The 17,863-nt window shown below is 56.0% G+C and carries 17 protein-coding genes; 10 read left to right on the top strand and 7 right to left on the bottom strand.

From position 1 onward, the window contains the following. The first annotated feature begins 339 nt into the window (after positions 1 to 339). The 7 genes from ABLU67_RS05770 to ABLU67_RS05800 are packed head-to-tail and all read left to right on the top strand — an operon-like array spanning position 340 to position 5,160. On the top strand, positions 340 to 1,320 hold the full coding sequence (locus tag ABLU67_RS05770; protein WP_224237346.1) for a 6-phosphofructokinase: 981 nt from the start codon (positions 340 to 342) through the stop codon (positions 1,318 to 1,320). 11 nt (positions 1,321 to 1,331) lie between these two features. After that, positions 1,332 to 1,646 (top strand): PTS sugar transporter subunit IIB, encoded by a 315-nt coding sequence (locus ABLU67_RS05775; RefSeq protein WP_004855885.1) that lies wholly within the window; start codon positions 1,332 to 1,334, stop codon positions 1,644 to 1,646. Continuing rightward, positions 1,639 to 3,006 carry a PTS sugar transporter subunit IIC gene (locus tag ABLU67_RS05780; RefSeq protein WP_224237347.1) on the top strand — a complete coding sequence of 456 codons (1,368 nt, stop codon included), beginning with the start codon at positions 1,639 to 1,641 and terminating at the stop codon, positions 3,004 to 3,006. The genes ABLU67_RS05775 and ABLU67_RS05780 overlap by 8 nt, the downstream gene beginning before the upstream one ends. Further along, positions 2,993 to 3,835, top strand: coding sequence for a class II fructose-bisphosphate aldolase (locus ABLU67_RS05785; RefSeq protein WP_014227379.1), 843 nt, complete (start codon positions 2,993 to 2,995; stop codon positions 3,833 to 3,835). Before ABLU67_RS05780 ends, ABLU67_RS05785 begins: the two co-directional genes overlap by 14 nt. Before the next feature lie 57 nt (positions 3,836 to 3,892). Then, entirely contained in the window at positions 3,893 to 4,162 is a 270-nt protein-coding gene (locus tag ABLU67_RS05790; RefSeq protein ID WP_014227380.1) for a hypothetical protein, read from the top strand. A 9-nt stretch (positions 4,163 to 4,171) separates the two neighbouring features. Continuing rightward, positions 4,172 to 4,609 carry a PTS sugar transporter subunit IIA gene (locus tag ABLU67_RS05795; protein WP_014227381.1) on the top strand — a complete coding sequence of 146 codons (438 nt, stop codon included), beginning with the start codon at positions 4,172 to 4,174 and terminating at the stop codon, positions 4,607 to 4,609. Continuing rightward, positions 4,606 to 5,160: an ATPase AAA gene (locus ABLU67_RS05800; protein WP_025106530.1), complete on the top strand. Its 555-nt coding sequence runs from the start codon at positions 4,606 to 4,608 to the stop codon at positions 5,158 to 5,160. The genes ABLU67_RS05795 and ABLU67_RS05800 overlap by 4 nt, the downstream gene beginning before the upstream one ends. Positions 5,161 to 5,250: 90 nt before the next feature. On the opposite strand, the gene ABLU67_RS05805 is transcribed toward ABLU67_RS05800, so the two are convergent. After that, positions 5,251 to 5,574, bottom strand: a complete 324-nt coding sequence (locus ABLU67_RS05805; RefSeq protein WP_009653628.1) for an AzlD domain-containing protein — start codon at positions 5,572 to 5,574, stop codon at positions 5,251 to 5,253. After that, positions 5,574 to 6,233 carry an AzlC family ABC transporter permease gene (locus ABLU67_RS05810; RefSeq protein WP_348852193.1) on the bottom strand — a complete coding sequence of 220 codons (660 nt, stop codon included), beginning with the start codon at positions 6,231 to 6,233 and terminating at the stop codon, positions 5,574 to 5,576. Before ABLU67_RS05810 ends, ABLU67_RS05805 begins: the two co-directional genes overlap by 1 nt. A 100-nt stretch (positions 6,234 to 6,333) precedes the next feature. Here ABLU67_RS05810 and ABLU67_RS05815 point away from each other — a divergent pair, with 100 nt between their 5' ends. Beyond that, positions 6,334 to 6,882: an XRE family transcriptional regulator gene (locus ABLU67_RS05815; RefSeq protein ID WP_004855902.1), complete on the top strand. Its 549-nt coding sequence runs from the start codon at positions 6,334 to 6,336 to the stop codon at positions 6,880 to 6,882. A 58-nt stretch (positions 6,883 to 6,940) separates the two neighbouring features. On the opposite strand, the gene ABLU67_RS05820 is transcribed toward ABLU67_RS05815, so the two are convergent. The 5 genes from ABLU67_RS05820 to ABLU67_RS05840 are packed head-to-tail and all read right to left on the bottom strand — an operon-like array spanning position 6,941 to position 14,065. After that, positions 6,941 to 7,858 carry a GNAT family N-acetyltransferase gene (locus tag ABLU67_RS05820; protein ID WP_032693306.1) on the bottom strand — a complete coding sequence of 306 codons (918 nt, stop codon included), beginning with the start codon at positions 7,856 to 7,858 and terminating at the stop codon, positions 6,941 to 6,943. Continuing rightward, a complete protein-coding gene (locus ABLU67_RS05825; protein WP_185219730.1) occupies positions 7,855 to 9,189 on the bottom strand; it encodes a phenylacetate--CoA ligase family protein in 1,335 nt (444 codons plus the stop codon). The genes ABLU67_RS05820 and ABLU67_RS05825 overlap by 4 nt, the downstream gene beginning before the upstream one ends. Before the next feature lie 42 nt (positions 9,190 to 9,231). Further along, positions 9,232 to 11,640: an acyl-CoA reductase gene (locus tag ABLU67_RS05830; RefSeq protein WP_348852194.1), complete on the bottom strand. Its 2,409-nt coding sequence runs from the start codon at positions 11,638 to 11,640 to the stop codon at positions 9,232 to 9,234. A gap of 1 nt (position 11,641) precedes the next feature. Further along, positions 11,642 to 12,769, bottom strand: a complete 1,128-nt coding sequence (locus tag ABLU67_RS05835) for an acyl-protein synthase (protein WP_049084524.1) — start codon at positions 12,767 to 12,769, stop codon at positions 11,642 to 11,644. A gap of 36 nt (positions 12,770 to 12,805) precedes the next feature. Continuing rightward, positions 12,806 to 14,065: an MFS transporter gene (locus ABLU67_RS05840; RefSeq protein WP_047722768.1), complete on the bottom strand. Its 1,260-nt coding sequence runs from the start codon at positions 14,063 to 14,065 to the stop codon at positions 12,806 to 12,808. Positions 14,066 to 14,599: 534 nt separating this feature from the next. On the opposite strand from ABLU67_RS05840, the gene ABLU67_RS05845 reads away from it, so the two are divergent. Together ABLU67_RS05845 and ABLU67_RS05850 are read left to right on the top strand one after the other, a co-directional pair. Next, on the top strand, positions 14,600 to 15,595 hold the full coding sequence (locus tag ABLU67_RS05845; protein WP_025106535.1) for a substrate-binding domain-containing protein: 996 nt from the start codon (positions 14,600 to 14,602) through the stop codon (positions 15,593 to 15,595). Between the two features lie 114 nt (positions 15,596 to 15,709). Next, positions 15,710 to 17,833: an alpha-galactosidase gene (locus ABLU67_RS05850; protein ID WP_348852195.1), complete on the top strand. Its 2,124-nt coding sequence runs from the start codon at positions 15,710 to 15,712 to the stop codon at positions 17,831 to 17,833. Positions 17,834 to 17,863: the final 30 nt, after the last annotated feature.

The following is a 17,863-nucleotide window of genomic DNA, read 5'->3' on the forward strand; positions in this document are numbered from 1 at the left end:
AACCGCGTGATACGCGAGCCGTGAACCTTCCTGACGCAAAAAAATGCGCTATTTATCACATTTCTGCTTTTTTATCATCGCTGAGTTTATGGGAGAAAACAGGCAGCCCACCCGCACAATTATCGCTTCAAGCAACTTAATGATCTTAAAGAAAATAAAAAGATAATTGTTAAGACGATCTCATTTTATAAAAGAGATATGCATCACAAAAAATGAGGAAATAAACCCACTGTCAATATTAGGCTCGGAGGAATTTATCAGCATATTGTGATCTCTATTGCAAATAACGGTCTTGAACTCAGGGAAAAATGTGGGCAAGCAAAGCAACGGAGACAGGCAATGAAAATTGGCATGGTTATTAGCGGCGGCGATGTTTCTGGAATTAATAATTTTATATTCCAGATAGCCAGACTGGCGAGTGCCGATATCACCCTTTTTAATGGCGGAATACCCGGACTGCTGGATAAAAATCATCACGAAGTCGCCTGGCGCGATCTGGTTGATTTCTCCATTGCCTCTATTCCGATCATCACCTCCGGGCGAACCAGCCGCAGGCTGCTGCGCAGTGAATATGAAACCATAGCTAAAAAAATTAAATCACTGCGCATTGATGTGCTGATTATGGCCGGCGGCGACGGCAGCCTGCAGTTTCTCAATACGCTGAGCGAATTTGATATTAACTGCTTTGGCGTCGGGATGACTATCGATAATGATGTGTACGGCAGCGATTATACCATTGGTTTTTCCACCGCCTGCGAGCAGATTATTAAGGAAATTTCCCGGTTAAGAAATACCGGAAGAGCATTACCGGGCCGCGTCTTTATGGTCGAAATATTAGGAGGCTATTGTGGAGAGTTAACGCTGCAATCCGCGATTAAATCGAATGCTGATATCGCCCTGATTCCGGAATCGCAGATGCCGTTAGAAACGCTGGCCGAGCGGGTGAAGCATAAGCTGACACAGCAGAACAGCGTGGTGATCCTGTGCTCTGAAGGCTACACCAGGGAGTATTCTCCCGGCTTTCAGGGGGCCATTGATACCATGATTAAGCAGCTTGAACCGCAAATTGGCGTGCGTATTCGTAAAACCATCGTAGGCTACGGTTTGCGCAATGGCGATCCGACCTGCGAAGAAATTTACCAGGGCACGATTATGGCCAGTGAAGTGGTTCGCTGTATTCAGTCAGGGATGAAAAATAAAGCCATCATAATTAATTCAAGCAACAAACCTATTCCGATTGATTTAGTTAGTATGAAAAAACGTCTGGTCGACACTGAAGGACATCATTATAAACTTGCCAAACAACTCAATATTATTTGAGGAGACCCTACATGCTGAAAATTCTATGCGTATGTGGCTGCGGCCTCGGTTCAAGCTTTGCCATTGAAATGACGGCGAAGGCAGTTTTAAAGAAGCTGGAGATTCCCGCACAGATTGAACATACCACTATTTCCGAAGCCGGGGCGTTTAAATCAGATATGATTCTGACGCAAAAAACCTTCGCCGATATATTAACGGCGGATGCCAGTGCGGAAGAAATTAAACGCGTGGTGGTACTGCATAAGCTCACCGATAAAGATGAAATTGAAGCTAAGATCGTCGCATTCTTAAAAGAGCGTAACCTGAAGGTAGCGGACTATGAATAGCTTTGTAGAGTTTATCGTTAAAGATTTACTCGGCCAGGCTTCAATATTAATTGCATTTATTGCGATGCTGGGCCTGATTCTGCAAAAAAAATCAGCGGGCAAAACGGCGGAGGGGACGTTTAAAACGCTGCTCGGTTTCTTAATTATGATGGCCGGCATCAACATTATTGTCGCCACGCTAACGTTCCTTAACGATATCTTCACGCAGGGATTCGGCATGAAAGGCTACATTACCGATGTCGCCGCCATCGCCGGATTAGCCAACCGTGAATTAGGTTCCGAAGTCGCGCTGACCCTGATGGTGATTTTTGCCGTCAACATCATTATCGCCCGCCTGACGCCGCTGAAATATATCTTTCTGACCGGCCAGGCGCTGCTGTGGATGGCAACCATCGGCGCGGTGATTGGCTATAAAGCCGGGTTGACCGGACTGCCGTTGATTTTAACCGGTGGTATTTTCGGCGGCGTGATGGCGGTACTGATGCCCGCCCTGGCGCAGCCGGTCGTCAGGCGCATCACCGGTTCCGATGACGTGGCGCTGGGGCATTTCTGCACTATCGGCTATCTGGTGCAGGCGGCGGTGGCTAAAGTGGTGGGTAAAGGTTCCCGCTCAACGGAAGATCTTGAATTACCGGATAACTTTAAGTTCCTCCAGGACACCTATCTCGCGATGGCGGTGGTGATGGTGCCGATGTATCTCATTCCCGCGATTGCGGCGGGCCCGGAATATATCGCTCAGTTCTCCAACGGCATTAACTACCTGATGTACGCCTTTATGCAGTCCATTCAGTTTGTGGCGGGGGTATTCGTTCTCTACAGCGGCGTGCGCCTGTTGCTCAACGAGCTGGTGCCGGCATTTCGCGGAATTGCGATGCGCATTGTCCCGGACGCTAAGCCTGCGCTGGATTGCCCGGTGCTGTTTCCGTATGCGCCCAATGCGGTGATCGTCGGCTTCCTGGCGACGACCATCGGCTCCATCATCGGCATGCTGGTGTTCCCGATGTTTGGCCTGGCGATGATCCTGCCCGGTCTGTTAACCAACTTTTTTGCCGGCGGTACGGCGGGCGTCTTCGGTAACGCGCTGGGCGGCCGCCGCGGGGCGATGATTGGCGGCGTCATTCACGGCCTGTTTATCACCTTCCTGCCCGCCATTTTGGTACCGATGCTGGAAAGCTACGGTTTTACCGGCGTCACCTTCAGCGATTCGGACGTTATTAGTTCCGGTCTGGTATTAGGCCACGCCTTCCAGAACAACTGGCTCTTTGTCGCCTTGTTCATTGTTTTTGTTGCCGCACTGGCATGGTTCGTAAACGGTAAATCAGCGAAGCCGAAAGGGGAAAATGTTCATGAGTCTGTATAACTTCAACGCTATTCTGAAAATTGCGCAGGAAAGAGATTTTAAAGCCATTGGCTCATTTAATTTGCACTGTATTGAAATGCTGCCCGCCTTTTTTAAAGCGGCGCAACAAAGCGATAGCCCATTAATGATTCAAATCTCTACCGGGACGGCGGAATATCTCGGCTATCGTTTACTGGTGGATGCGGTTCGTTCATTAGCGGAAAGTGAAAACGTGCCGACCTGCCTGCACCTGGATCACTGCTCTGATATCAGCGCCATTGAAACGGCCATGGATGCCGGATTTTCATCGGTGATGTACGACGGCTCCCATCTGGATCTGGAAGAGAATATTGGCAATACCCGCATCGTGGTGGAAATGGCGCGCCCGCGGAATATCACGGTAGAAGGCGAGCTGGGAGCGATCGGCGGATCGGAAGATGGCAAAGCCGTGGCCGCGGAGGATATCTGCTTCACTACGGTGGAGGACGCCAAACGCTTTGTGGAGGAGACGCAGGTGGATATGCTGGCGGTCTCCGTGGGCACGGTGCACGGCCTGTATACCGGTAAGGCGCAGATCCAGCACCAGCGGCTGAAAGAGATTAGCGCCGCGACCGGCGTGCCGTTAGTGCTGCACGGCGGCACCGGCGTCAGCGATGAAGATATGCGCCTGGCCGTTACTGAAGGTATCAACAAGGTGAACGTCGGCACTGAAATGAATGTGCAGTGGGTCGATCAATGTAAAAGCACGTTTGAAAAAGGCAAAGTGAACGACAGCGTGCGCAAATTTTTAATTCCGGCGAATAACGCGGTCACCCATGTATTAATGGAAAAAATCGCCCTGTTTAAATAAACGCATATTTTTAAACCGTATTCCGTTGCCCTGCTGTCCGTCGGGGAGGAGCTCGCTATGTTTGAATCTTTGAAAACGCTGTGGAAAAAAGAGAATCAACCCCCGCAGGATTATGACGAACAGTCTCGCCAGCTGGCGGGGGAAATTGCCAGGCTGGAAGGCGAGTTACGGGGCAACCCGGCTAATGGCGAAGTGCAGAAAGCATTAATGCTGATATATAACCGGGCGCTGTCGGTCTATGCCAAAAGTCATACGCATCGCGAGGAAATCGATGCGCTTTTTATGCGCATTGATGAGTTACGTAACATTATTCGCCATAATATATAGGAAGTGATAATGACGATAAAAGAACTGCTGATTGAGGCCGATGCGATTCAGGTCGGCGTCACGGAGTCCGACTGGCAGAAGGTGATCCAGCTGGCGGCCAGCCCGCTGGTTGCAAAAGGCTATATCTCGGCAGATTACGGCCAGGCGGTGATCGATAATACCCTGCATCATGGCGCCTATTACGTGTTTGATGAAGGTGTCGCCATCCCTCACGCCAGGCCGGAATGTGGCGTCAAACGCAACTGCTTCAGCCTTGTGGTGTTGAATAAGCCGATTCAATTTGCCGATAGCGAGAAGGCGGATATCGTCATTATGTTCGGCGCGCAGGACAGCAATGCTCATATTGAAGAGGGGATTCGGGCGATTGTCGCTCTGCTTGATAATAACGAGACCATGGCGAAGCTGCGGGCCGCCAGCAGCAGAGAGGAGGTCGTCGCGTTGTTATGAACAGACATCTCACACCCGGCTGCAAAACGGTGATTTTAATTAACGGTATTCCCGCATCGGGTAAAAGCACCGTCACCCGGCAGCTATCGGCAGCGTTTAATCTGCCGCAGCTGACCATCGACGGTATTAAAGAGCCGTTTATGGCGTGCTTTACCGGGATCGACCGGACCTTCAACCGGCAGCTGGGCTGCGCCGCGTATGAAGTCATCTGGTCGATCGTCGGCCAGTCGCCGGCAGGCTGTATCTGGCTTATTGACGCCTGGTTTGGCTTTCAACCGCGCGACACGCTACAGCAGCTGCTGCAACACGCGGGCGTTGAGAAAGTGCTGGAGGTCTGGAACCACATCTCGCCTGAGCTTGCGGTGTCGCGCTATGCCAGCCGGTTGCAGGATCGTAAGCCGGGGCACCCGGGCGAGGAGTATCTTCCGGAACTGGCGCAGCTGGCGCAGCAGGCGGAACCGATGCGGCTGGGGCCGGTGTTCACCGTGGATCAGCACAAGCCGCTGGATATGGCGTCCGCTACCCGTTGGATCGAAGCACAAATAGCGTAAGCCCTTAAGGGCAGCTGCCCGGCGGCGCTTTGCTGGCACGGCCTATAAAAATTGCATAACAACATGATGTTTCGCGTTTCGTAGGTCGGATCAGGCGACGCCCGCCATCCGCAGCAGCGCCGTCGCCACGGCGGCGGCGATAATTACCACGATCAGCGGCATCTTACGCCAGGCAAGGAACACCGCCAGGCCCACGCCCAGCACCCGCGCCATCCCGGCAAAATGTTCGCCTTCGTAAAAGGTGGTCGCCAGCGCCACGGAAAAGAGCAGCACCGTCGCCGCATCGGAAAGCAGCGCCTGGGCGCGCTCGGAAAACGCCAGCCGGCTGCCGAGCTTCGCCCCGCCTAAACGCATTAAGTAGGTGCCCAGCGAAAGAATCGCAATACCGGCGATAAATAGCGTCATATTGCCCATTATTTTTTCCTCGTCAGCAGGCCAAACAGCGACAGCAAAACCGGCAGGCCAACCGGTGCGAAAGGAACGGCGGCCAGCGACAGGGCCGCTCCGCTGCAGGCGCGGATCAGCGTGGTGCGGTTTTTAAAGGCCGGCACCACCAGCGCCAGCAGAATCGCCGGGAATACCGCATCGAGGCCAATGGTTTCCGGGGCCGGGAGCAGTTTGCCGACCCCCGCGCCCAGGAGCGCCCCCAACGGCCAGATCAGCGCCACGCCCAGGCCGCACAGCCAGTAGGCGGCCCGCCGCTGCTCGGGGGTTTTCTGCGACAGACCAAACACCACGCTTTCATCGTTCATAATATGGCAGCCGAGGAAGCTGGCGGCGAGCTGGCCGACCAGGTCGCGAACCGTCACGCCGAAGGGAATATGCCGCGCGTTGACCAGCAAACCGGCCGCCGCTGCCGCCAGCGGGTTGCCGCCGCTGGCGACAATGCCGATAAACATAAACTCTGAGGCCCCCGCCAGGACGCAAACCGAAAGCACAAAGGGGACCCAAATCGGGAAGCCGTAGGCGACGGCCAGCGAGCCGTAGGACATCCCGACGATGCCTACCGCGAGGCAGACTAAAACAATTGCTCTGAGGGTGTCGCCTTTAAGCGTAGCGAAGTGTTGTTTCATACTCTTTAGCCATATCGAACGAATTTCCATTATAATGAACGTAACAGAATCGCATTTCAAGGCGAACGAAACGTTCGTTATAAAAAACACGGAGGGCTGTATGACTCAGCCAATTAGCCTGATTGCCAAAAGCCTGGTGCGGGAACGCGCGCGCACCGGTCTTTCCCTTGCCGAAGTTGCGCGACGGGCGGGAATCGCCAAATCAACGTTATCGCAGCTGGAGTCCGGCAACGGTAACCCGAGCCTGGAAACCCTCTGGGCGCTGTGCGTGGCCCTCGATATCCCCTTTGCCCGGCTGCTGGAGCCGCAGGTGAATACCACCCAGGTGATCCGCCGCGGCGAGGGAACGAAAGTGATCGCCGAGCAGGCAAACTATCAGGCGATTTTACTGGCCGCCTGCCCGCCGGGCGCGCGGCGCGATATTTATCTCCTGCTGACCCAGCCGGGCGCGGACCGCATTTCCCACCCTCATCCGCCGGGTTCGGTGGAGCATATTATTGTCACCCAGGGGCGCGCGCGGGTCGGCCTGACGGAAGCGCCGGAAGAGCTGGGGGAGGGAGATTACATCTGCTATCCCGCCGATCGGGAGCACGTTTTCCAGGCGCTGGAGCCGGATACCCAGGCGCTGCTGGTCGCCGAGCAGAACTAGTCAGGCCCGACACTGGGCCTTCGGTGTGCCAAAAACAGGCGTCAGATAAAAGGGATTGTCAGGCGCGCGCGTTATGATTGATATCGCCATCGGCCGTTTTCTGCAGGGCAATAGCGATAGGGCAGGAGAGGTCGAGCTGCCGGGGATGATAGCCGCGCTGCAGCAGCCAGAACCACTCTCCTCCGGCCGCTGGCTCCAGCCCCATATCGGTAAAACCTGCTCGCCGCAGCCTGGGTCGTAGCGACATCAGCGCGCCATCCACGCGCGCCCGGATATAAATCAGTTTACGGGCCGGCAGTCGGGAAATCTCGTCGACCATCTGTTGCGTTGATATATTCATCGTGACGTCCACCCGATCATCACAAAGGGCAATTTCAACGGGGGCTGCACAAGTTTCCCTGGCGGGCGGGATCTGCGCCGCGCCAAATTTTTCCTTTAGCAAGTTTATCCAACCATCATCACGGCTATCATCCGCGGTGAGCGGGACGGGGCGTGGCTGCAAGGGTAATACGCCGAGGATAATGCTTTCACGCAGGCCGGATTGAAAGGGGGAGGGGACGTAATCTCTGAGCAACCCCGTTGAGTAAAAGCCCAGCCTCTGCGCCAGGCGCTGCGAGTGTGGATGGCTGGATACCATTTTGATGGTTAGCGTGCCCAGGCCAAGCCTGCTTGCGGCAAGACGCAAATATTCCCCCAGTTGGGTGGCTACGCCCCGGTTTCTGAAGGCGGGGTGCACCGCGAACATGGCCAGTTCGGCCGTCTGCTTATCCGCGTGGTGCCGCCATAAGGCGGCATGCCCGATGATGATGCCATTCTGTTCGGCTATCGCGCTGTGCCATTCGTCCCGGGCGTTGCGCCAGCCAATCAGGCTGGGCATATAGATATCAGGATAGACATAGCGATCGCCGTAAACCGTGCGAAATAAGGCGCTGATACCTTCGCCGTCTTGTCGCTGGAACGCTCTGATTTCAATCATTTCACCGCCTCCTGCGCGAGGTAGGCGCGTTTGTCGATCACCCGCTGCAGCTTACCTGTTCGGGTATTGCGGATAAGTTCCGCCTGGCTGCACCAGTGAACCTGAACGCACAGCTGGCCGGCAGCCTGTAGTTCTGCGAGAGCGTGATCCCTGGCGAGTAATTGACCGCAGAGCCTGTCGGCCTGCTGCCGGGTACCGGAAAAGGCGATACGTAAGCTCAAACGATCCCGGTTATCGGCGTGCTCCAGCATCAGCTGCCACTGCTGATGCCCCATCTCTTCCGTAATAAGGGCCGCTATTTCATCAGGAAATAGCGAGGCGTAACCTACCCGCAAGCGGTGCCCGAGGCTACTGCGTCCCTGCAAAATAAACTTGCGATGTTTGCTTCCCGGAGGTTCACGCCAGGCGGCCAAATCGCCTACCGGATAGCGAATCAGCGGCATCAGCGTGCGCGTAAGGCTGGTGACCACCAGCATTCCGGAACGATTGATTTCGTCGATCGGCTCGCCCGTCGCTTCATCAATAATTTCCACGATAGTTTCGGGTTCAAAGACCCGATGCTCGTCCGCCAGGCAATCCGGCGTGCTGAGTCCGATAAGCCCGGCATCCACGCAGGCGCAGCCGATAGAAGCAATACGGGCGTTGGGAAAGGCGGATTCCAGCAGCTGTAGCTGTTCAGTAAAAAGACTCTCGCTGCCGTAAAGGATGGTCTCGATACCGGGCAGACGGCGGTTTTTTCCAGCGAGCTCTGCCGCATATTGCAGCAGCATCGCCGGGACGCCTACCAGTACGTTGATATCGTGCTGGACGATCTGTTCGGTGAGGGTGTGCGGTTCAAGCGATCCGGTGAAAGGGTACTCGCATACCGGTATCGACATGTGCGAAAGCGCGCCGTGGATAAATAAGAAGCTCGCGTACAAATCACCGGCGAAAAATAAATTTGCCACGCGCGCGCCGGGCTTGAGCTGGCTGGAGAGGCTGCGGCCAAAACTGGTGACGAACGCACGCCACTCCTGGCGGGAAAAAACCGACAGCTTGCCGCCGCCGGTGGTACCGCCGGTCTTAAAGACAATACCGTCCTCCACCGGCCCGGTGAGGACGGGCCAGTTTTTCAGGCCCTGGCTCCCCTCCCAGTAGCGTTCGGGATTGATAAGCGGCAGGTCCTTCAGCTGCCAGCCGCGGGCGGCGAGATGGCGATAGTGTTCGGCATAGAAAGGCGAGCGGCAGCGAACCCTCTCGACAAGCTGTTCGAGACCCGGTGGGCTTACGGCCACTTCTTCCGTTTGGGTGGATTGCGGATCAAAGTGACCCATCATCTTTGCTGTTGTCATATTCAAATATCCTTATTGTGAGCCGATCGGCGGAGAGTGCGCTCAACGGCGTTTATCAATGACCAGCGGCGTCTTGCCGCTTTGCGGATGCCGTTCAAATTCGCTGAACGGGCGGCTGGTCACGGCTAACTCCAGCAAATGGGCGTCCAATGCCATTTTGAGCTCAGGGTCGGTGCAGACCCGCTGTTTGACGGTATTAATATTGCCGTCGGTGAAGATGTTGATGCATTCGAGCCCGCTGCGCGGGTTATGTTGAAGAATCAATTGAACAGGGGCATCGGCGAGCGTTGCCAACCGCTGGGGTTGAATAAACATCGTGCCGATACGCACCAGGCTGCCGTGGCGGCCTAAAAGCTCAAAGCGGGGGCTGGGGGCGCCGCAGGGGCATTCGCCCGGCAGCCAACGGCCCATATCGCCGATGTCATAACGAATCACCTTCTGACCTTCGCGGGCCGTCGAGGTAAAGAGCAGGCGGCCGGCATCGCCGGGCGCGACGGGCCGATCGTCGAGCGGGTCGACAATCTCCAGCCATTGAATATCCGTCATCAGGTGAAACACGCCATCCGGGCAATGCGTACAGGCATGTCCCAGCGGCCCGGCATCAACCGAACCATACAGCGCCGAGCGAATGGTTTTCACCCCGAAACCATGAATATAGTCACGCTGGGCGACGCCCATATGTTCGCCGCCCAGCAGCAGTTTCTGAATACCGCCGTAGTCGCGCAGAATGGCCTCTTCTCGCGTAAAGAGCTGATACAGCGTGCTTGGCATACCAATGAGCGTGGTAACGCCCTGATTCACAATGGTCCGGGCGATCTCGTGGTAGTCATCATCATGGGGGCCGCCCATGGGAAGATGGGTCACTTCAAGCATTTCCAGTAGGGTGAAGAAGCTGAGTAAACCACCGTAGAGATTGCCCGCGTACATCAGATTGAGCACTTTGTCGTGGGCGGGATCCAGCCCGGCGGCGAACATGCCTGCGGCGGCGGCCTGCATCTGGCGGCGATAGTCGCGATAGGTAAACCCGGCGAGTTTAGGCACGCCGCTGCTGCCGCCGCTGCGAAAGAAAAGCTGGGCGCTGGGCCGCATCGCGTGCTGTAAGAATGCCGTTTTATCCATAATCGGCTGCTGCGCCGTCAGCATCGGCGGCGGCGGGTTCGGATCGAGCGTGGCCTGCTGCGGCAGGACATCGGCATCCAGCGTCACGGTGACGCGGCGAGCCAGCTGACTTAAGGCGTAAACGCCGTCATGCGGTTCGCCGTGATAGCCGTCATGCATTTTACCGACGGGGGTAATTCGATTGACGCCGGCTGCCAGCAGCAGTTGGCTGAGGGGGATTCTGTCCCGATCGGCGGCAACCAGCCCGCAGGTTTGCAGGTGGGTTCGCCAGGGGCGCAGCGTTTGCATCACTTTATTTTGCGGTAGCGGCCGCAGCAGGACGGTTCGGAACAGCGGTGAAGGCGTTATGGCCGAGGTGTGTTGCTGAATGATGCGCCAGCCATCTCCTGCCAGCAGAGCGTTGTCAGCCCCGGCAAATACGGTGTCCAGCTGCGCGAAGGCGACGGCGCGGGTGATATCCGCCGCCGCCTTTTCATCGGGCATTAACGGTTGCCACCGTACGTGACGGCGCCGCATGGCCTCCGCCAGTCTTTCGCCAATATCCTGCAATACCGCCGAATCATCGCTATCAACAAAAACGATTTGCGGGCTGGAACAGGCCTGCTGGTCAAAACAGCAAACGTCATCCGCCAGCGCGAGAAGGCTTTCTTCATTAACGGCATCCGGTTGTAGCCAGGCAAAGCTGATTTTATGTCCCCATGGGATCCAGCGACACCCGCCAGGGAGCTGTTGACGAATCGCCTCGAGGGCGGTATCGCCACCCCAGGCCGATATACCATCGGCGTGGGTAAGCAGTAGGGAAAGGCGCGTGGTTTCGACGGGAACCACGGCGACGAAGTTAGCCAGCTGGTCCGTTAAATCGCAGCGAATAAACGCCCGTAGCAGATCGATTGTCATTCCTTGTTCGCTGGCGCTCGGGCGCAGCCAGTTAATATTCCCGACCAGCAGGCTCTCTATTATTGCGAAGAAGGGAAGCAGTTCCGCATTGGCTGGGGTGACATGCACCACGACGCCCAAAGGACGCCAGCCTTCAAACTGCGGTTCACGGTAGTTAATGCGGCGCACGGAAAAGGGGGTATCGCCCAGCTCATGCTCGAGTTTTTGGCGCAGCGCGTCCGGTTGGCAAAACTTTCTGACCTCTTCCCGATAAGCCGGGCCCAGTTGAGGAAGGAAAGCGTGGTCTTTTAGCTGTTCGATAAAACGCCCGGCGCAGGCAAGCACGGTTTCCGGACGCGGCGGTTGGCTCAGCGCGCTATCCAGCCCGCTCGTCAACATGGCGATGGCCTCTTCTGGCGTGAGCGAGGGATAGTTTTTTCCCTGAATGAGATACATATTAATTTCCCTTAATCAGTTCTGACGCCGCCAGTGCGCAGCTACGTGCTTTGCTATGGCTGGCCCGGCCCAGCAGCTCAAACCAATCGGTTGTCACACCGCATCCGCACTCTTCAGCGCGGTGCAATTGTGCAAGATCGCTCATGACCACGCTGTGCGCAGGGCAGGAGGTGATATAAGGCGACACAAACTGTATAAAACCGCGCTGCCCATAATCTTTCACCGCCAGAGAGGCGGTATCGCGGATCCAGGCGCGGGAATAAACGGGAATATGGAAATGGTGATGCGCGCATTCAATGTAGGGCACGCAGTGCTCCACGGAACCATAGCCGTCGCGGCATCGGCTATCGGGGATCCCGAGCTGTTGGGTCAGCCGCGCATAGAACGCGGATTTAGGGATTTCACGGTCGGCATGCGTTTTCCAGCCGCCGCCGAAAAAGGCCAGCGATTGATGATGAAGCTGGAGCGGCGGTAGCTGCATTTCTCGCATCCGTTCAAGTATGAACCACATAAATGCCGGGAAACCCAGGATTCGTACCGGTAATCCCTCTTCAGCAAACTCCTGTAAAGCGCGAATCACGCCGAAAGGGTCGAACTCATGCCCGCTCCCGGTGTGACGCAGCGCGTAAACGGCGCGTTTGACCGGCGCGTATTTACACAAGAACTGGTCGGTAAAAGAGGTGCCAAGCGTGATGATATCGGCGGGTTCGTAGCTGAGGAGCAGGTAGTTGCAGGGCGCATCGGGCGTTTCCCAGCCATAATGGCGGAAAATGCGATCGACCATTCCTTGGGCGGCTCCGATACTGCGCGCATCATAGCGCATTCGACTTTTCTGCCCGCTGGTACCGGAAGAGGTGAGTTCAAGCGCATCCTCACCGGAGCGGCCGATCGGCAGATTATGTTTGAAATAGTCGGCAAAGATCGGCGGCAGCTGCGACCACGAGTCTATATTGGCCGCATCTGCCGGAATATTGTGGCGGGCCAGCCACTGGCGGTAGCCCGGCGTATTCATAACATGAAATGCAACGATTTCACGCATGGCTTCATCAAAGAGCCGTTGTGAATCGCTATCTTCATGATAAGGGCTGTCGAGTGCGCAGAGGGCATCGACGCAGGATAAAGTGTCCATTTTATTCATCCTTAATAAAAAGTCGTCCGTGAGTAATTAATGGCCTGAAGCTGTTATTTTCGTTTTACTCCTCTTCTGCCTGGTGAATATATTAACGATAATGAATAATGCTGCCAGCATCGGAATAGTGGCCGCGATAATATATGCGCTGAGGCTGTCGCCGGCGCCCAATCCGGCCATTAGCGCCCCCCCGAGGCTAAAAATAGCGACGGAAATCATGCCTATCATTGCCGATACTGAACCTTTTCCATGCTCGCTGGAAAATAGCGTGAGGCGATACAGCGTGGCGTTGCAAATGCCCAGGCCAAAAGCATAAATAGCCATGCCGATAATCAGCGCAATAATATTTTGCCATATTAGCGTCATGACCAGCGCCAGCATTATGCCGATAAATATGGGAGAGAGTGAAAAGTATAATAACTGCTCCGGCTTAAATTTTTCAGCGGTAAAGTTAAGGACGATATTCCCCGCAATCAACGCCGCAAAAACAGGTAATTGCCATAGCGCGTACTCCAGCATACTCATTTGCAGATGATGCACCAGCAGCAGCGGGGAGAGCGCGATCCACGCCATCAGCGGCAGCCCGACGAGGCCAAGCGCAACGCTGCCGGATATACAACGTGGGTTCGTAAGCAAATCGCCATAAGCGCGCGCAAGGGTTTTTACCTCGAGCGGCTGACATTCAATTTTACTGCCATCCTCGCGTACGACGCCGATCGTCTCCGGCATCCAGCGTAGCAAACCGAACCAGGTGAGCGCCGCCATCAACGCGATAGCAATAAAAAGCGTGCGCCATGACAGGTATGCAAGCACAACGCTACCGACCAAAGGGCCAAACAGCGGCGACAGCAGCGCGATATTGGCAAACAGGGCAATTAAGCGGATCGCATCCGATTCGTTGAATGCTTCCTGCAGGGCCGGATAGCTCACCACCACCACAAACCCCAAACCTATTCCCTGAATAAACCGCAGGAGAGTAAAAACCTGGATATTGTCTACCCATGGCGTGGCCAGGCAGGAAACAGAAAAAAGCGCACAGCCGATGAGTAATAAAGGCCTGCGGCCAAATCTATCCGACGCCGGTCCAATAAGCCACTGAAAGCTGACGCCGCCAAGTAAATAGGCATTAAGTGACCACGGTACGTAATGCGGTTGAGCATTTAAATCTTTAATAACCGTTAGCATTCCCGGCATTACTACATCGCTGGCGACATAAGTTAACAGCTCGAATGTTGAAAGAAATAAACAAAAAAATAAAGCGTGCCGTGAAGAAACAGGCAGTAGTGAGTTATACATAAAACCCTGTTATTAACATATTCCATTATTTTGCTTTTATATCACTCCCTCTTTTTAAAAACTTTTATCAAGTGATTCTTAGTTGATAAATATCAATGAACAGACCGTGTTCATGTTTGTTTAAACTGCGAATTATAATTCCGATACATACTTCATATTTTAATTAAAAATAAATCGAATGATTTATGGGGATTAAATGTGCGTTTTCCAGACGCTGCGTTATTTTTCCAGGGTTGAGCGCTCAAGTCATTCATCTATCAACCATATGATTTGTATAGGGTAAACCTGTCGGATTCAAATATATTCAGCTTGGTGAATCACAGCGTATCTTCGTCTCTTTCTTATGAGGAAGGGGGCGTTTAATTTACCGCCACATTGAATAAACGGTCTTGCTGCCTCTCATTTCTTTGTGACGTATCATCAGGCGCCGAGGGCCGCGGTGTTCAGGTATTGCCGCGCGGCGTCGCTCTTGCTGGACGCCATGCCCGTATTGCGGGACACTAGCCGCATTCTCCCGCGAAGACAGGGATACTTATGTCGCTGAAAGCCATTGCTAAAGAACTTGGGATCTCGGTAACGACCGTCAGCCGCGCGCTAAACGGCTATGATGACGTGTCGCAGGAGACGCGCGCCCGCGTGGAGGCCGAAGCCCAGCGCCGTGGATATCGGCCAAATACCTTCGCCCGCCGCCTGAAAATGGGCAAAATTGACGCCGTTGGCCTCGTTTTTCCCGTGCGCCCCGCGCCGTTGAATAACAACGTCTTTCTTGAAATGGTGGGAGAAATCAGTCACGAGCTGGCGCGCTATGAGATTGATTTACTGCTGATTGCCGACGATGAGCAGGCCGATAAGCACGGCTATATGCGTATGGTGCAGAGTCGTCGCGTCGATGCGCTGATCGTGGCCCATACCCTGGACGACGACCCGCGCCTGATTCAGCTGCTCTCTTCCGGCTTTCCTTTTCTCGCCCTGGGGCGCAGCCGCCTGCCGCAGCCCTACGCCTGGTTTGATTTCGATAACCAGGCGGGAACGTACCGCGCCACCCGTCATCTGATTCGCCAGGGGCATCAGCGCATCGCGCTGCTGAGCGAAAATAACAATCAGGCGTTTATTACCCAGCGCCGCAACGGTTACCTGCAGGCGCTGCGCGAAGCGGGCCTGGCGGAAACCTGGCTGCGCAGCGTGCCGCCCACCCGCCGCGGCGGGTTTCAGGCAACGATGGAGCTGCTGCGCTTGCCTGAACCGCCAACGGCGATTGTCACCGATTGCAACACCCACGGCGACGGCGCGGCGATGGCCCTGGCTCAGCTCGGACGCCTCACCGGCGCCGATCGCGTCTCGCTGGTGGTTTACGACGGCTTGCCGCAGGACAGCATCATCGAAACCCCGGTGGGCGCGGTGGTTCAGTCCACCCGGCAGGGCGTGGGCCGCCAGATAGCCACCATGGTCCGCCGCTTAATCGCCGGCGAGGATCTCGCCTCTCTCCAGGTGCTCTGGCAGCCTGAATTTATTCCCGGCGAAACCGCCTGATTCTCCTCCCGTCAGATTAATTTCCTGAACTCGATCACGGATCCGAAACGTTTTGGTTGGCACCCGAAACGTTTCGGATCAACAGTAAGGCATTCCTTGTTGTGGAGATGTCTCATGTCTGATTCGATTTTACGCCTGCAAAGCGCAGCGGCCGATGTGGTGATCAAAACCCGTCCATTCGCCGAAATTATCTACTGGGGGCCGCATTTAAGCCACTTTTCGCCGCAGGATGCGGCCAGCATCGCCCGCCCGGTGGCCAATGGCCGCCTCGACGTCGATTCCCCGGTAACCTTAATGGCCGAACTGGGCCACGGTCTGTTTGGCGCGCCGGGCATTGAAGGCCACCGCCAGGGGCTGGACGCCTCACCGATGTTTACCACGACCGAGGTGGTGCAGGATGGGCAGAATTTAACCCTTCTCAGCGAAGACGCGCAGGCGGGCCTGCGGCTGTGCAGTGAAATTCAGCTTGATAGCAGCGGCGTGCTCAGCGTTCGTCATGGTTTAACCAACCTGCGCCCGCAGCCGTGGCAGGTGGACCGCCTGGCGGTCACGCTGCCGGTCGCCGAGCGCGCCCGCGAAGTCATGGCCTTTCATGGCCGCTGGATCCGCGAATTCCAGCCCCATCGTCTGACCCTTGAACACGACAGCTTTGTGCTGGAAAACCGTCGTGGACGCACTTCTCACGAACATTTTCCAGCGCTGATTACCGGCAGTCGCGCTTTTAGCGAGATGCAGGGCGAAGTGTGGGGCGTGCATTTGGGCTGGAGCGGTAACCACCGCCTGCGGGCGGAAGTGAAAACCGACGGTCGCCGCTACCTGCAGGCGGAAGCGCTCTATCTGGCGGGAGAAATGGCGCTGGCGGAAGGGGAAACGCTGTGGACGCCGAACCTCTACGCCAGCTATTCGGCGCAGGGGCTGAACGGCATGAGCCAGCAGTTCCACCGCTATCTGCGCGAACAGATTATTCGCTTCCCGGACAACAAGCCGCGCCCGGTGCATCTCAATACCTGGGAAGGGATCTATTTCGACCACGACCCGCAGTACATCATGCGCATGGCGGATGAGGCGGCGGAGCTGGGCGTGGAGCGCTTTATCATTGATGACGGCTGGTTTAAAGGGCGCAACGACGATTGGGCGGCGCTCGGCGACTGGTATCTTGATGAGGAAAAATACCCTGACGGTCTGACCCCGGTTATCGACCATGTGAAGTCGCTGGGGATGGAGTTCGGCATCTGGGTTGAGCCAGAGATGATTAACCCGAACTCCGATTTATACCGCGCCCATCCCGACTGGCTGCTGGCGCTGCCGGGCTATACGCCGATCCCCGGGCGTCATCAGTTTGTCCTGAACCTGAATATCCCTGAAGCCTTTGATTATCTGCTGGAACGGATGAGCTGGCTGCTGGGCGAGCACGCGGTGGACTATGTGAAGTGGGATATGAATCGCGAGCTGGTGCAGCCTGCCCATAACGGCAAAGCCGCCGCCGATGCGCAAACTCGCCAGTTCTATCGCCTGCTGGATACGCTGGTGGCCCGCTTCCCGCATATTGAATTTGAATCCTGCTCCTCCGGCGGCGGCCGTATCGATTATGAAGTGCTGAAGCGCAGCCATCGCTTCTGGGCTTCCGACAATAACGATGCCCTTGAGCGCAACACCATCCAGCGCGGCATGAGCTACTTCTTCCCGCCGGAAGTGATGGGTGCGCACATTGGCAACCGCCGCTGCCACGCCACCTTCCGCCAGCACAGCATTGCGTTTCGCGGCCTGACGGCGCTGTTCGGTCATATGGGGCTTGAGCTGGACCCGGTGACCGCCGATGAGCAGGAGCGCGCGGGCTATCGCAAATACGCGGCGCTGCATAAGCAGTGGCGCGATGTCATTCATCACGGCGTGCAGTGGCGTATCGATATGCCGGACGCCACAACCCTCGCGCACGGCGTGGTGAGCGAGGATCGGCATCGGGCGATTTTCCTCGTCAGCCAGCTGGCGATGCCGGACTACACCCTGATGGCGCCGCTGCGCGTGGCGGGGCTGGACGCGGGCGCCCGTTACGAGGTGACGCTGCTCGACCATCCCGATATTCAGATTACGGGAGAGGGTGGCCATACCATGCGTAAGCTGCCGGAATGGATGACGACGCCGCAGACCGTCAGCGGTGAGTGGTTGCAACAGGCGGGGCTGGCGCTGCCAATCCTCGATCCGGAAAGCGCCATTTTGATTGGCCTGCAACGCGTGTGATGACGACGGGCCGCGCGTCGGCCCTTTTTG

Origin of the sequence: Klebsiella sp. GN_Kp190 (genome assembly GCF_040061795.1) — a bacterium.
Lineage (GTDB): Bacteria > Pseudomonadota > Gammaproteobacteria > Enterobacterales > Enterobacteriaceae > Klebsiella > Klebsiella michiganensis.